Origin of the sequence: Hydrogenophaga sp., from assembly GCF_026125825.1 — a bacterium.
Lineage (GTDB): Bacteria > Pseudomonadota > Gammaproteobacteria > Burkholderiales > Burkholderiaceae_C > Hydrogenophaga.
In genome coordinates this window covers 52,612-65,975 of record NZ_JAHCKK010000007.1, presented here as the reverse complement: position 1 = coordinate 65,975, position 13,364 = coordinate 52,612, and the positions used below count along the sequence as shown (strand labels likewise).

General features: G+C 66.4%; 15 protein-coding genes. 9 read left to right on the top strand and 6 right to left on the bottom strand.

The annotated features are described in order from the left end of the window. Positions 1 to 8: 8 nt before the first annotated feature. The 5 genes from KIT86_RS04930 (at position 9) to KIT86_RS04910 (ending at position 3,756) form a co-directional block, all read left to right on the top strand. Positions 9 to 578 (top strand): chalcone isomerase family protein, encoded by a 570-nt coding sequence (locus KIT86_RS04930; RefSeq protein WP_297395545.1) that lies wholly within the window; start codon positions 9 to 11, stop codon positions 576 to 578. Beyond that, entirely contained in the window at positions 575 to 1,897 is a 1,323-nt protein-coding gene (locus KIT86_RS04925) for an MFS transporter (protein ID WP_297395544.1), read from the top strand. The genes KIT86_RS04930 and KIT86_RS04925 overlap by 4 nt, the downstream gene beginning before the upstream one ends. 9 nt (positions 1,898 to 1,906) lie before the next feature. Next, entirely contained in the window at positions 1,907 to 2,446 is a 540-nt protein-coding gene (locus tag KIT86_RS04920; protein WP_297395543.1) for a DUF3833 domain-containing protein, read from the top strand. An 83-nt stretch (positions 2,447 to 2,529) separates the two neighbouring features. Continuing rightward, positions 2,530 to 3,309 (top strand): SDR family oxidoreductase, encoded by a 780-nt coding sequence (locus KIT86_RS04915; protein WP_297395578.1) that lies wholly within the window; start codon positions 2,530 to 2,532, stop codon positions 3,307 to 3,309. Positions 3,310 to 3,315: 6 nt separating this feature from the next. Beyond that, the gene (locus KIT86_RS04910; protein WP_297395541.1) at positions 3,316 to 3,756 is read left to right on the top strand and encodes a nuclear transport factor 2 family protein; all 441 of its coding nucleotides are present in this window, start codon (positions 3,316 to 3,318) and stop codon (positions 3,754 to 3,756) included. Positions 3,757 to 3,793: 37 nt separating this feature from the next. Here the strand turns inward: KIT86_RS04910 and KIT86_RS04905 are convergent, their stop codons facing one another. Next, complete coding sequence (locus KIT86_RS04905; protein WP_297395539.1) at positions 3,794 to 4,408, bottom strand: glutathione S-transferase N-terminal domain-containing protein; 615 nt, start codon at positions 4,406 to 4,408, stop codon at positions 3,794 to 3,796. 125 nt (positions 4,409 to 4,533) lie between these two features. Here KIT86_RS04905 and purB point away from each other — a divergent pair, with 125 nt between their 5' ends. After that, positions 4,534 to 5,961, top strand: coding sequence for an adenylosuccinate lyase (gene purB / locus KIT86_RS04900; protein WP_297395537.1), 1,428 nt, complete (start codon positions 4,534 to 4,536; stop codon positions 5,959 to 5,961). Here the strand turns inward: purB and KIT86_RS04895 are convergent, their stop codons facing one another. Further along, positions 5,962 to 6,384, bottom strand: coding sequence for a DUF3717 domain-containing protein (locus KIT86_RS04895; protein WP_297395535.1), 423 nt, complete (start codon positions 6,382 to 6,384; stop codon positions 5,962 to 5,964). Positions 6,385 to 6,827: 443 nt separating this feature from the next. On the opposite strand from KIT86_RS04895, the gene KIT86_RS04890 reads away from it, so the two are divergent. Then, on the top strand, positions 6,828 to 7,580 hold the full coding sequence (locus tag KIT86_RS04890; protein ID WP_297395532.1) for a TerC family protein: 753 nt from the start codon (positions 6,828 to 6,830) through the stop codon (positions 7,578 to 7,580). A 96-nt stretch (positions 7,581 to 7,676) separates the two neighbouring features. Further along, entirely contained in the window at positions 7,677 to 8,027 is a 351-nt protein-coding gene (locus tag KIT86_RS04885) for a phage holin family protein (protein ID WP_297395531.1), read from the top strand. Positions 8,028 to 8,045: 18 nt separating this feature from the next. Here the strand turns inward: KIT86_RS04885 and KIT86_RS04880 are convergent, their stop codons facing one another. Further along, on the bottom strand, positions 8,046 to 9,734 hold the full coding sequence (locus KIT86_RS04880) for a M48 family metalloprotease (RefSeq protein WP_297395530.1): 1,689 nt from the start codon (positions 9,732 to 9,734) through the stop codon (positions 8,046 to 8,048). Between the two features lie 57 nt (positions 9,735 to 9,791). On the opposite strand from KIT86_RS04880, the gene moaC reads away from it, so the two are divergent. Then, complete coding sequence (moaC, locus tag KIT86_RS04875; RefSeq protein WP_297395528.1) at positions 9,792 to 10,328, top strand: cyclic pyranopterin monophosphate synthase MoaC; 537 nt, start codon at positions 9,792 to 9,794, stop codon at positions 10,326 to 10,328. On the opposite strand, the gene KIT86_RS04870 is transcribed toward moaC, so the two are convergent. The 3 genes from KIT86_RS04870 to KIT86_RS04860 form a co-directional block, all read right to left on the bottom strand. Then, complete coding sequence (locus KIT86_RS04870) at positions 10,283 to 11,038, bottom strand: hypothetical protein (protein ID WP_297395526.1); 756 nt, start codon at positions 11,036 to 11,038, stop codon at positions 10,283 to 10,285. The genes moaC and KIT86_RS04870 overlap by 46 nt on opposite strands. After that, positions 11,035 to 12,678 (bottom strand): O-antigen ligase family protein, encoded by a 1,644-nt coding sequence (locus tag KIT86_RS04865; RefSeq protein WP_297395525.1) that lies wholly within the window; start codon positions 12,676 to 12,678, stop codon positions 11,035 to 11,037. The genes KIT86_RS04870 and KIT86_RS04865 overlap by 4 nt, the downstream gene beginning before the upstream one ends. Before the next feature lie 70 nt (positions 12,679 to 12,748). After that, entirely contained in the window at positions 12,749 to 13,228 is a 480-nt protein-coding gene (locus KIT86_RS04860) for a pilin (RefSeq protein ID WP_297395522.1), read from the bottom strand. Positions 13,229 to 13,364 lie beyond the last annotated feature (136 nt).

The window sequence follows — 13,364 nt, the reverse complement described above, 5'->3', positions numbered from 1 at the left end:
CCCTCGCCATGCCCGCCGTCACCCCGTCCCTGCTCGTGGCCATCGCGCTGTTGATCGGCGGGCCTGCGCTCGCGCAGCCTGCCCCGGCACCGGGACCCGCGCTGAGCGTGGCGCTGCAGGACCAGTCACGCGTGGGCAGCGCCCGCCTGCGCTACTGGGGATTCGACGTCTACGACGCGCATTTGTACGCTCCACGGGGTTTTGACATCCAGCGCTTTGAAGACCAGCGCTTCGGCCTGGAACTGAGCTATCTGCGCGGCTTCAAGGGCGCCGACATCGCCCAGCGCTCGATCGACGAAATGAAAGGGCTGGCCGCGCTGGACCCCGCGCAAGCCCTGCGCTGGCAGAGCGCCATGAGCGCCCTGTTCCCGGACGTGCAGCGCGGCGACCGCCTCACCGGTGTGCATGTGCCGGGCCGCGGTGCGCGCTTCTACCTCAACGGGCAGTGGCTCGGCGAGCTGGCCGACGACGCCTTCTCCCGGTTGTTCTTCGGCATCTGGCTCTCGCCCAAAACCTCGCAGCCACGGCTGCGCGAAACACTGATCCAGTCTTTGGGCGGCCCGCCGCGCGCGCCATGAGCGACCCCGCCGCCAGCTTCATCGGGCCAGGTGCGTGGCGCCGGGGCTTGCGCTACGGCCTGCTGGGCATGCCGCTGGCGTTTGTCGCGCTGCCGCTGTACGTGATCCTGCCCAACCACTACGCGCGCGAATTCGGCGCGCCCCTGGCCGCCCTGGGCGCGGTGCTGTTGGCCGCGCGGCTGATCGACGCCGTGCTCGACCCGTGGATAGGGCGCTGGTGCGACCGGCTCTTTGCGCGCTCGATCGCGGCCGTACTGGGTACGGCGGCCGTGGCGGCGCTGGTGCTGGCGGCCGGGCTGTGGGGCCTGCTGTTTCCCCCGGCCACGGTGCGCCAGGCCAACGCCGCCAGCCTGCTGGGCTGGGCCGGCGGGTTGATGGCCGTCACCTACGTCGCCTACAGCGTGGTTTCCGTGGCGCACCAGGCCTGGGGAGCCCGCCTGGGCGGGGACGAGGCCCAGCGCAGCCGCGTGGTGGCCTGGCGCGAAGGCCTGGCCCTGCTCGGCGTGCTGATCGCTGCCGTGCTGCCGGCGACGCTGGGACTGGGCGCGACGGTCTGGGCGTTCGCGGTGCTGCTGGCGCTGGGCTGGTGGGCCTGGAGCCGCTCGGCGCGCCCTCAGACACGAGCCACATCCACCCCCCTCCTCGCAACGGGTGCGTCGCCGTTGCGCCAACCCGCGTTCAGACGGCTGCTCGCGGTGTTCGTGATCAACGGCACCGCCAGCGCTGTGCCGGCCACGCTGGTCTTGTTCTTTGTGCAGGACCGGCTGCAAGCATCCCCCTCGATGGAGCCGGCTTTCCTCGCCACCTACTTCCTGTGCGCCGCGTTGTCGATGCCGCTGTGGGTCCGGCTGGTCGCCCACCTCGGCCTGGCGCGCACCTGGCTGGTGGGCATGGGCGTGTCGGTGGCGGTGTTCGTCTCGGCGGCGCTGCTGGGTGCGGGCGATGCGATCGCGTTCCTGGTGGTGTGTGCACTGTCGGGCGTGGCGCTGGGCACCGACCTGGCCCTGCCCGGTGCGCTGCTCGCCGGCTTGATTGGCCGACTGGGCGAGCGCGGTCAACGCGAGGGCGCGTACTTCGGCTGGTGGAATTTCGCCACCAAGCTCAACCTCGCGCTGGCCGCGGGCCTGGCGCTGCCGCTGCTGGCCTGGTTCGGCTACACACCGGGCACGCGCGACCCTGCCGCGCTGCAGACACTCACCATCGCCTACTGCCTGCTGCCCTGCCTGCTCAAACTGCTGGCCGCGGGCTCGTTGTACGCGTTCGTCATCCGGCCCGAGCAAAAGCTCGCGCCCCCGCTTCACCCTCTGTCCACGAACTGAAAGACCGCCATGCAACGTCGTCACTTGCTCGCCGCCGGCATCGCGGGCGCCGCCGCACTCTCTGGTTGCGCAGGCCCGCAGATCGCGCAATACACCGGTGAAAAACCGGTGCTTGACCTGCGCACGTATTTCAACGGCACGCTCGACGCCTACGGCGTCTTCACCGACCGCTCGGGCAAGGTGGTCAAGCGCTTCGTCGTGGTCATGCGCTGCCAATGGAATGGCGACGATGGCGTGCTCGACGAGGCGTTCACCTACTCGGACGGCACGACACAGAAGCGGGTGTGGCGCATGAAGCACCTGGGCAACGGCCGCTTCAGCGGCACCGCCGACGATGTGGTGGGCACCGCCATCGGCGAGCAGCAGGGCAATGCCTTCCGATGGGGCTACACGCTGCTGCAACCGGTGGACGGCAAGACCTACGAAGTGCAGTTCGACGACTGGATGTACCTCATGGACGAGCGCGTCATGCTCAACAAGGCCACGATGAGCAAATTCGGCATCCGCCTGGGTGAGGTCACGCTGTCGTTCGTGAAGCGCCTGCCATGACCACCCCCAGAACGTTCATCGATGCGCCCGCGCCGCCACCGGTGGCGAGGCAGGGTTCGCGCGGCTTCTCGCTGTTTGGGCCCATGAACCCCCGCATCACCGACTGGCACGGCCTGCGCGTTTGGCTGGTCGGTGCGTCCAGCGGCATTGGCGAAGCCACCGCATCGGCACTGCACGCGCGCGGCGCCCAGGTGCTGCTGTCGGCGCGCAATGCGCCCGCGCTGCAGGCTTTCGTGGCCGCGCACCCACCGTCCCACGGCATGCCTGCACAGGCCTGGCCGATGGACGTGACCGACCCTCTGGCCGTTGCCGAGACCACCCGCCGGATACTGGCCCAAGGCCCGCTCGACCTGGTGGTGTACTGCGCCGGCCACTACCGCGAGATGCGCGCCGCCGACATGGACCTGGCCGACCTGCGGCGCCACTTCGAGATCAACTACCTTGGCGCGCTGCACGTGCTCGACGCCGCCGTGCCCGCGATGGCGGCGCGCGGCCGCGGGCACATCAGCCTCATCAGCAGCGTGGCCGGCTTCCGGGGCCTGCCCAAGAGCCTGGCCTACGGCCCGACCAAAGCGGCGCTCACCCACCTCGCGGAAACGATGTACCTGGACCTGCAGCCCCTGGGTCTGGGCGTGAGCGTGGTGCACCCGGGCTTCGTGAGCACGCCCCTGACGGCGCGCAATGGCTTCACCATGCCCGCGCTGATCACGCCCGCGCAGGCCGCGCAGGCGATGGTCGAGGGCTGGGGCCAGGGCGCATTCGACATCCACTATCCCAAGCGCTTCACGCGCTGGATGAAGCTGATGCGCCTGCTGCCCTACCGGGCGTACTTTCCTGCGGTGCGCCGCGTGACCGGGCTATAACCCCTCATGCCCACCGACACCCGCGCCGCCATCGACCACCTCTGCGACTGGTTCGAGTCCTTGTCACCCGCCTCGCTGGCCCGGCTGGGCGAGTTCTACACGGCTGACGCGCGCTTCAAGGACCCGTTCAACGAGGTGCAGGGCCTGCCCGCGATCACGCGCATCTTCGAGCACATGTTCGAAAACCTGAACGAGCCCCGCTTCGTGGTCACCGACCGTCTGGTGGACGGCGAGCAGGGGTTCCTCGTGTGGGAGTTCCACTTCCGCTTCCGGCGCTTCGACACCATCACGCCACAGGTTGTGCGCGGCGGCTCGCACCTGCGACTGGCATCCGACGGCCGTGTCAGCGAGCACCGCGACTATTGGGATGCGGCGGAAGAGCTGTACGAAAAACTGCCCTTGCTGGGCGGGCTGATGCGTTGGCTGAAGAAAAGGGCGCAGAAATAAGAGGTGCATCGCCCCCTGGGGGCGACGCGCCGCTTGTCTAAACCGGCTTGGTGTCGACGAAGCTCTGGCGCAGGTTGAGCTTCTCGGCCAGTCGGGCCAGATTGGGGTACTGCGAGCGCCAGTCGATGCTGGCGAACCGGAAGTCCAGGTAACCCAGCGCACAACCCACGGCCACGTCGGACAGGCTGAAGTGGATGCCCGAGCAAAACGCCTTTTCACCCAGACCCTGGCTCATGGACTTGAGGCTGGCGTCGATCTTGGCGCGCTGGCGCTCGATCCAGGCCTCGCTGCGCTCGCCATCGCCACGGCCGGGCCAGGTGGCTTCGAGCCGGGCCAGCACAGCAGCATCCAGCAGGCCATCGGCCAAGGCCTCCCAGGTCTTGACCTCGGCGCGCTCGCGGCCCTGCGTGGGAATCAGCTTGCCCACGGGCGAGAGGGTGTCGAGGTACTCCACGATCACACGGGAGTCGAACACCGCCTCGCCGCCTTCCATCACCAGGCAGGGCACTTTGCCCAGCGGGTTGGAGGTCATGATGGTGGTGTCGGCGGACCACACGTCTTCCAGGATGAACTGGTAGTCCAGCTTTTTCTCGGCCATGACAACGCGCACTTTTCGCACGTAGGGGCTGGTGATGGCGCCGATGAGTTTCATGGGGAATGGAATGGTCGTTGGACTGAGGAACACGATTCTAGCCAGCACCAGGGGCACGGCCTCGGACAGCGGGCAGGGCGCTCGACGGTGGGCGGGTCGCTGGACGGGCCTTCTACAATCCCGGGATGCGCCCGACCACCTCTGCTTCTGCCACGCCCACCCACACCAACGCTGGCGCCCCCAGCGCCATTTCCGCCCTGTCGCCGCTCGACGGCCGTTATGCGGGCCGCCTGGCCAGCCTGCGGCCGTTCATGAGTGAGCAGGGGTACATGCACCGCCGCGTGCAGGTGGAGATCGCCTGGTTCATCGCCTTGTCCGACGCCGGCCTGGCGGAATTCAAGCCGCTCTCGCCCGGTGCGCGCACCTACCTGCTGGGCCTGGTGAAGAACTTCAGCGAGGCCGATGGCCAGGCCATCAAGGACATCGAGAAGGTCACCAACCACGACGTGAAGGCAGTTGAGTACTGGATCAAGTCGCGCTTCGAGGCGCGCCCCGAACTGGAAAAAGCCGCCGAGTTCGTTCACTTTGCCTGCACCAGCGAAGACATCAACAACACCAGCCACGCCCTGCAACTCAAGGGCGGGCGCGATGCCGTGCTGCTGCCTGCGCTGGACGCGGTGATCGACAAGCTGCGCGAGATGGCCCACGCCTATGCCGCCGTGCCCATGCTCAGCCGCACGCATGGCCAGACTGCCAGCCCCACCACCGTCGGTAAGGAAATCGCCAACGTGGTGGTGCGCCTGAGTGCCGCGCGCGACCGGGTCGCCAGCGTGAAGCTGCTGGGCAAGATGAACGGTGCCGTGGGCAACTACAACGCCCACCTGAGCGCCTGGCCCGAGTTCGACTGGGAAGCGTTCAGCCGCAACGTGATCGAACAGCCCGAGCCGCTGGGCCTGGGCCTGACCTTCCAGCCCTACAGCATCCAGATCGAGCCGCACGACTACATGGCCGAGCTGTTCGACGCGGTCGCGCGCACCAACACCATCCTGATCGACCTCTCGCGCGATATCTGGGGCTATGTGAGCCTGGGCTATTTCAAGCAGCGCCTGAAGGCCGGCGAGATCGGCTCGTCGACCATGCCTCACAAGGTCAACCCGATCGACTTCGAGAACGCCGAAGGCAACCTGGGCCTGGCCAATGCCCTGCTGCGCCACCTCTCCGAAAAGCTGCCCATCAGCCGCTGGCAGCGCGACCTGACCGACTCCACGGTGCTGCGCAACATGGGCGTGGCCCTGGGCTACGCGGTGCTGGCGTACCACTCGATGGGCGTGGGCCTGGGCAAGCTCGAACTCAACGAAGAAGCCCTCGCGGCCGACCTCGATGCGTCCTGGGAAGTCCTCGCGGAACCGATCCAGACCGTGATGCGCCGCTACGGTGTCTCGGGCGCATACGAAAAGCTCAAGGAAGTCACGCGCGGCAAGACCGTGACCGCCGAGGCCCTGCACGAGCTCATCCGCAGCCTGGAGATTCCGCAAGCCGAGAAAGACCGCCTGCTCGCCATGACCCCGGGCAGCTACGTGGGCAAAGCCACCGAGCTGGCCCGGCGCGTCTGATCACCGGCCGGAGCCGGGCTCTTCCAGGGCGCGTTCGGCGTAGCGATTGAAGCGCCAGGCATCGCCCTCGATGGTGATGCGCCGCCAGCTGGCGCGCTTCTCACCGGGCGTCATCTCGGTCCAGCGCTGCACCTCGTCGAAACGGCGGCCACAGCCCTTGCAGACCTCGTCGCCCTGGCTGGTCGAGCAGATCGCAATGCAGGGGGTGTCAGGCGTGGTCTCGTACCAGGCCAGCCAGGCCTCGCGGGCCTTGACGGGCAGCGTGGCTTCGTCGGCCTCGGTCTCGTGAAACCAGATCATCAGCGCGTACACCTCGGCCAGCGCGCGAAGCTCTTTGCACAGGGAGACGCCATCGGGCGAGGGTGAGCGCTCACGCCAGTAGTTGATCGCGGCTTCGATGTCGGTGATGTGGATGCCGGCCATGGGGTGTGGATCATAGCCAGTCCGGCCCCACGATGAGCGCCTTGCCGGCCAGAAGCAACTCCGCCCTAGTGGTAACTGCGTATGCATGCAAGGCGCCGGAGGCGCTGGCAGGCCGCTACAATCGCGGGTCTCGAAGGGGAGTAGCTCTCCGCTCCAGCGCATGCCGCTGGACATTCGGGCTTGTCGTCAGTACGAAGCTCCCGCTTCCGGCAACCCGGGCCCGGCAATCACCTTGCCGGGCTGAGCAAGACCTTTGATAGGCCCCCATGGGCCGATCAAGTCATGTCCATCCCCTTCGCCAGCGCAGTTGCGCCATTGCGGGCGGATGACACAGCGCCTTCCGATCGATCATGGTGGTCGATACATGAAAAGAGAAGGCCGGGCGGATGGCAACGAGATCGGCTCGAGCCCCACCCATTTGCACCAACGACAACGAGGAATTTATGGATTTCCTGACATCGCCCGCGTTCTGGGTCGCCCTGGGACAGATCATCATCATCGACATCCTGCTGGGGGGCGACAACGCGGTCGTGATCGCACTGGCATGCCGCAAGCTGCCGCCCGCACAGCGGACCAAGGGCATCATCTGGGGCACCTTCGGCGCCATCGTGCTGCGGGTCATCCTGATCGCCTTTGCGATGACGCTGCTGACCGTACCTTTCATCAAGCTCGTCGGCGCGTTGCTGCTGGTGTGGATCGGTGTGAAGCTGCTGGCCCCCGATGACGAGGCGCACGGCGACATCCAGGGCAGCGACAAGCTGTTTGCCGCCATCAAGACCATCATCGTGGCCGACCTGGTGATGAGCGTGGACAACGTCATCGCCATCGCCGGTGCCGCGCAGAACGCGGGCGAGCACTCGTTCCTGCTGGTGGTGCTGGGCCTGCTGATCTCCATTCCCATCATCGTCTGGGGCAGCACGCTGGTCATCAAGCTGATGGCCCGGTTCCCGATCATCATCACGCTGGGCGGCATGCTGCTGGGCTGGATCGCGGGCGGCATGCTGGTCACGGACCCGGCTTTCGTCACCCCTGACAAATGGACCTTCATGCCCAAGCTGGGCACGGTGGACGAGAAGGGCATGGCAGTCATCTCCGACACGCTGTACTGGGCGTCCCACGTCGTTGGCGCGCTGGTGGTGCTCGCGCTGGGCAAGTGGATCGCATCCCGCCGCCCGCCGGTGGCGCACGAAGGCTGAGCCAGCCTTCCGAGATCCTGACACACCGCAGGGCGGCGTCCTCAAAGGCGCCGCCCTTTTTCATGCTGGCGGGTGAGCGGTGCTATGCTGGCTCACATGAAACTCATCCTGACCTGGCTGCTCGCGGCCTGCGCCTTGCTGGTGGTGGCTTACATCTACCCCGGCGTGCAGGTGCAGAGCTTCACCTCCGCCCTGATCGCCGCAGCGGTCATCGGCCTGTTCAACGCCGTGCTGCGGCCCATTCTGGTGATCCTGACCTTGCCCGTCACCATCGTCACGCTGGGCCTCTTCCTGTTCGTGATCAACGCGCTGATGTTCTGGGCGGCCTCGGGTGTGCTCGACGGCTTCCGCGTGAACGGCTTCCTGGCCGCGCTGCTGGGCTCGTTGATCTACTCGGTGTTGATGCTGGTGGTGAGCACCGCCGTGCGCTCGATCGGCTCGCGCTGAGCCGGCCGGCCGGCACGCCTACTTCTCTTCGCGCACGGACTCGCGAAGCTGCGCTTCGACTTCACGTCGGCGGCTGTCCACGATGGCCAGTTCCATCCCGTCCGTGCGCTGCTCTGCGGGCAATGCCTGGGCCGCCCTGAATCGGTCCACGGCCCCACCATAGTCCAGGTGGGCGGCACGCGCCTCCGCCTCGGCGCGGATGGCGCGCAAGGCCTGTCCTTGTGCGGCATAGCCCCGTGACAGCATTTGCCAGGCCGCTGCATCGCGCGGCTGCTGCGCCACCCAGGCCTGCAAGCGGCTGACCGCGCGCTGCGGCTGTCCAGTGGCCAGCGCAGCCTGGGCCCCCAGCAGGGCACTGGCGCGCGAGGTCCCAGCCAACGCCTGGTCGCGCAGCTCCGCCAGCAGGGCGGCCTGTGCGGCTGGCGCCGAAGGCGCGCCACCGGCCGCGGGCGACAGCAGGATGTCGAGCAGGAGCGCGTCCACCGTGGGCCGCGCGTCGGGAGCCACTGCCCCGCGCAACTGCTGGGCCAGTTCCAGGGCCAGATCGCGCTGCCCCAGGCGCAGGGCCGAGAGCGCGGCGGCGTACCGGTCGCCCGCCGAGGCATTGGCCACTCTCCCGTTGGCCAGCCAGGCGCGTTGCCGATCCGTGCTGTTCTCCGCCAGCACCCTGGCGCGCGCCGACGCCAGCACGTGCACATTGCGCGAGGGCATGGGCAAGCCAGCGGCCGGGCGGGAGGCGCCCCGCGTTCCCGGCAGATCCAGCCGAAGGCCTGAAGACGCGGGCCCGGCGCCGCTGGCGTCCGGTGTGGCGGCTTTGACCGGGCCCACCTGGACACCCGCTGCGGCAACCGGCCCGGAGGGCACCCGGGACCGCATGTCGGCAATGCGCTCCCCCGTCAGCGGGTGGCTGCGCAGGTAGGGGAAGGAACCGTCGTCGTAGCGCGAAGACTGCTGCATCTTGTCGAACATGCTGACAAAGCCCAGGCCGTCAAAACCGGCGCCCGTGAGGACGCCAAAACCCACGCGGTCCGCCTCGCGCTCCATGTCGCGCGAGAAGTTCAGCTGCGTCTGTGCCGCGACGGCCGTGCTGCCCGCGATCGCGGCGCTGGCCACCTGCGGATTGGACCCGGCTGCCAGCGCGCCGAGGATCATGGCGCCCATCATCCAGGGCGCCATGCGTTCCTCGCGCGTCATCATGCGGGCGATGTGGCGCTGAGACACGTGGCTGAGCTCGTGCGCCATCACCGAAGCCAGTTCCTCGGGCTTGTCGGTGATCGCCATCAGCCCCAGGTTCACCCCGAGGTAGCCCCCCGGCAGGGCAAAGGCGTTGACGCGCTTGTCCCGCGAAACCACCAGCTCCCAGGCCAGGCGCTCGGCCAGCTCGGGCGGCACGTCGCCGCGATCGCGGGCCGCGCCCAGCAGCGGCTGCCACAGGGATTGAAGGTAGTCGCCGAGCACGGGGTCGTCCAGATAGTCCGGGTCGCGGTAGATATCGCGCGCGATGCGGTCTCCCAGGCGCCGTTCGGCGGCGATCGACATGCCATCCCCGTCACCCAGGCTGGGCAGCGACGAGGTGGACGTACCGTCACGGAGCGGTTGGGCGACCGAGGCGGGCGTGGGCAACAGCATCGACGCCACGGCCAGCACACCCAGGCCTAGAGCGGCGGGTCGGACAGGGGAAAACAGCGACTTCAGGGAAAAACGCATCCCCGTATGATGCCGCCAACGCCTGACGGTTCTGTAAAGCCCGCGAAACAAGCCCCCATGACCGATACAAAAGCTTCAACTGCCCTGACCCACTTCGACGCCCAGGGGCAGGCCCACATGGTCGACGTCGCGGCCAAGGCCAGCACCCACCGGGTTGCCGTCGCCGAAGGCCGCATCACCATGCTGCCGGCCACGCTGGCGCTGATCCAGGCGGGCAACGCCAAAAAGGGAGACGTGATCGGCATCGCGCGCATCGCGGGCATCCAGGCCGCCAAGAAGACCAGCGACCTCATCCCCTTGTGCCACCCGATCGCACTGACCCGGGTGGCAGTGGAGTTCGAGATCGAAGCCGACGCCCATAGCGTCCTCTGCCGCGCGACCACCGAATGCACCGGCCAGACCGGTGTGGAAATGGAGGCGCTGTCCGCGGTGTCGGTCGCATTGCTCACCATCTACGACATGTGCAAGGCGGTAGACCGGGGGATGGTGATGGGGGGCGTGCGGCTGGTGGAGAAGCGGGGGGGAAAGAGTGGGCACTACCTGGCCGATCACTTCTCCGGGGCAACGGGCTCGTCAAGTTCGATCGGGACGTAATTTCGAAGTTGCGTGTCCACCGCGAGGACCCAGTGCCCGGTGACGCCATCCATCGGCAGATAGTGAGACAGGCCCAACTCGCGAATCACAGCATCTGAGTGTGGTTGGTGCCGTGCCCTTTTCAGCGACGAGACATGCTTCGCACTCTGCACAATCAGCGCCCGATGCAGCTGAACGGGCTCCCAACGAGCGGGACGCTGAGGGAGGTCGAACCCGGCGATGGCGAGTTGAATGGCGTCGAGGCGGTCGGCATCTTTGGAGGGAGAGGTGGCCCATAGGGGCAACGGCCCTGACCACCTCAAACCTGGGCCAATGCTGCCCAGCGTGGCAAGTTCCGAGGCTCGTATTTCATTGGCGCGGACCAAAGTCACCCGATCAACCGCGTAGACCAGGGCCACCGGACGCCCACTTGCCAAGACGGACAGACTGAGCAGCGCCGCAGCGATGAGGATCCACGTGAGCACGGCGACATCAAACTGCACCCGGGATCCCTCCCTGCCACGGCTGCGCCATGGAAGGATCAGCAGCGCAGTGAGCCCCAGGTGCACCCCCACGGCGTACGCGCCTATCCTGCCAATACCAGAGACAGACCAGAACGATCGAGGGTACCAAACGGTGAGCACCACCCACACACCGCCCAGCAGCACAAGAAGGGACAGGGCGAGGGAAAGCGCAAGAGACGTGGCGCTTTTGGACGCGGATGAGGTCACGGCACGATGGCGCCGGGGTTCGGAAGCAGTCCACAGGCCGTCAACACAGCTTGGCCATTGACCTGCATGAACTCGGCATGCGACTTGGGAAACGCCTTGCCATACAGCGCAGCGACTTCTCTTGCCTGCAAGGTCTCCCCCAGGCGGCAGAGTGCCCCCACGCGAACCCAGAAAACAAGGGGATTGGGTCCCTCGTTCAACAGCCTGGTGGTCACCTTGAGCATCTCTGCTGCATTCGCGTCGGTGAGAGGCACACGCTCCAGCAGCGCCCGATCAGCGTAGTGGCGGTAGAAAAACGTGCTCTGGATCGAGGCCACCTTGGCAAGATCTGCCGATGCACGGTTGTCCTCGTCAAAAGCACTGGCCACACGCAAGTAGTCGTAAAGTGCCAACGCTGCCCCCACCAGGAGCAGGCACGAGGCAAACACGGTCAGCGCCTTGGGCAGGCCCCTGACCGAAGGGGTGGGCGTCGGCTCAAACGACAACAGCAGCCCGAAGGCGAATGCCGTGGGGATCAGAAAATTCATGTACCACAGCGGATACTCCAACAGGCTGTGCGCGCCCACGACGGCGATCACCATCCACGCCCATCGGGCATTGCTGCCTGACAAGCGCCACGGCGGCCGCCTCCATAGAGCCCACGCCACAGGCGCGAGCACGAAAAATGTGATCGCAAAACCCGTTTCCGCCAACAGATGCATGACAAGGTTGTGTGCGTTGGCGGTGCTTTCCACACGGGCGTTGAAAGGCAATTCAGACACCCGCGCAAAGGCCAGATTGCCCCAGCCCACCCCGTTGATCGGGTGTTGCAAAGCCAAAGACCACGCTTCCTGCCAGTAGACCAAACGGGTTGAAGCGGAGTCGCGTCCGCGAATGCCTTCCAATTCATGGCCCAGCAGAACAGCGCCGAACTGCAGACACTCAACGAGCAGCATCATCCAAACCGGCGCCAACACAAAGACAGCCAATTCCAGGGGCCTTGCCGATTTGCGCCAAAGCAACATGAACCCGGAGAGAACCACCAACTCGAGCAGCCCGGTTCGTGACGCCGAGAATGCCACGCCCAAGATCGCCAGCAGCGCCAACGTGCAGACCATGCGCACCGACAAGCGAGCCTCGCGATACAGCCACCAGACCGCCAACAGGCCGATGGTCGAGAACGTGGCGAGATGATTCGCCTGGCGCAGATTGCCATAAGGCCGACCGGAGGCGTTTTGACTGACCCAGGGGTACAGCGCGCGCTCCACATCGACGTACTGCAAGCCTGCGACCAGCGTGTTGATCACCATGCCCGCTACCAAGGCCCACATCACGCCGGTCAGCAAATCGCGTCGGGCGTCGAACTCTTGTCCTAGAGCGATTGCGATCCAGGCCCCGATGGCCGCCGCGGCCAAGGCGATCAGAGCCAGTGGTTCCGGCTGCTGACTCAAGCCAATGGCCAGCAAGGACATGGCCAGCCAGGCGCCGGTGGCTCTTGACAACACCGGCCGGAAGGCAAGGCCGGACAGCGCCAGGGTACCAGCCCCCATCAGGAACGGCGTCACCATGAGTGAGGGCAGCACGCTGCGTGGCCAGACAAAGTTGAGCACCAGGAGCACCAGCAATGCCGCCGACGGCGCCTGAATCGCGTGCACTCGCATGGTCAAGGCCTAACTTGGAACGAGTAAAAAAATAGGGCGCTTGCGCGCCCTATTCGAAATCTCGAAGATCTTAACCGCGGCAATCCGCAGGCACGAATCGGGGTGCCAGCGTGCCCGCCGTGCCACGCGATGCGTTGGCGCCTTGTGCATTGCAGAACCAGGTAATCGAGCCCGTCGTGGGCACCACATTCTCTTGAAGCGCGTTGGCGCCATCGCGCGGTGCCAACACCAGCGTTGGGTTGCCCGCACCCACACGGCCGGTGTACGTGATCGTGATTTCACCGTTGTTGGAGGCCATCGTCACGGATTGAACGTTGGTGGTGGGGGTCGGCTGGACCCAACCATTGCCAAAGGGTGCGCCGTTGGCCGCGTTTTCTGAAACGGCCGTCTTGGCGGAGCCCGCCAGGGTCAGGCCTTCAGTCACGCGCGCGCGCACCGTGTAATCTTGATAAGCGGGCAGCGCAACGGCAGCCAAAATGCCAATGATGGCCACCACGATCATCAGTTCGATCAGGGTGAAACCTTTTTGGACGGCACGATTGAATTTCATGGAGAACTCCTTGGAAGGCGAGGTTGGGAGGGTGTACACGTCCCTATGAGCAGACCCCGTGCCAGCCGGAAATGCCCCCGTTTTTGAGGTCTTTTTCACGCTTTACTCGGACCTGGTGACATTTGGTGACCCATGC

What these genes read in the sequence shown, in the direction of transcription:
- KIT86_RS04885 (WP_297395531.1), top strand. Translation starts at nt 7,677, where the DNA reads ATGAAACTCATCCTGACCTGGCTGCTCGCGGCCTGCGCCTTGCTGGTG.
- KIT86_RS04880 (WP_297395530.1), bottom strand. Translation starts at nt 9,734, where the DNA reads ATGCGTTTTTCCCTGAAGTCGCTGTTTTCCCCTGTCCGACCCGCCGCT.
- KIT86_RS04925 (WP_297395544.1), top strand. Translation starts at nt 575, where the DNA reads ATGAGCGACCCCGCCGCCAGCTTCATCGGGCCAGGTGCGTGGCGCCGG.
- KIT86_RS04860 (WP_297395522.1), bottom strand. Translation starts at nt 13,228, where the DNA reads ATGAAATTCAATCGTGCCGTCCAAAAAGGTTTCACCCTGATCGAACTG.
- KIT86_RS04890 (WP_297395532.1), top strand. Translation starts at nt 6,828, where the DNA reads ATGGATTTCCTGACATCGCCCGCGTTCTGGGTCGCCCTGGGACAGATC.
- purB (WP_297395537.1), top strand. Translation starts at nt 4,534, where the DNA reads ATGCGCCCGACCACCTCTGCTTCTGCCACGCCCACCCACACCAACGCT.
- KIT86_RS04930 (WP_297395545.1), top strand. Translation starts at nt 9, where the DNA reads ATGCCCGCCGTCACCCCGTCCCTGCTCGTGGCCATCGCGCTGTTGATC.
- moaC (WP_297395528.1), top strand. Translation starts at nt 9,792, where the DNA reads ATGACCGATACAAAAGCTTCAACTGCCCTGACCCACTTCGACGCCCAG.
- KIT86_RS04910 (WP_297395541.1), top strand. Translation starts at nt 3,316, where the DNA reads ATGCCCACCGACACCCGCGCCGCCATCGACCACCTCTGCGACTGGTTC.
- KIT86_RS04895 (WP_297395535.1), bottom strand. Translation starts at nt 6,384, where the DNA reads ATGGCCGGCATCCACATCACCGACATCGAAGCCGCGATCAACTACTGG.
- KIT86_RS04920 (WP_297395543.1), top strand. Translation starts at nt 1,907, where the DNA reads ATGCAACGTCGTCACTTGCTCGCCGCCGGCATCGCGGGCGCCGCCGCA.
- KIT86_RS04865 (WP_297395525.1), bottom strand. Translation starts at nt 12,678, where the DNA reads ATGCGAGTGCACGCGATTCAGGCGCCGTCGGCGGCATTGCTGGTGCTC.
- KIT86_RS04905 (WP_297395539.1), bottom strand. Translation starts at nt 4,408, where the DNA reads ATGAAACTCATCGGCGCCATCACCAGCCCCTACGTGCGAAAAGTGCGC.
- KIT86_RS04915 (WP_297395578.1), top strand. Translation starts at nt 2,530, where the DNA reads ATGAACCCCCGCATCACCGACTGGCACGGCCTGCGCGTTTGGCTGGTC.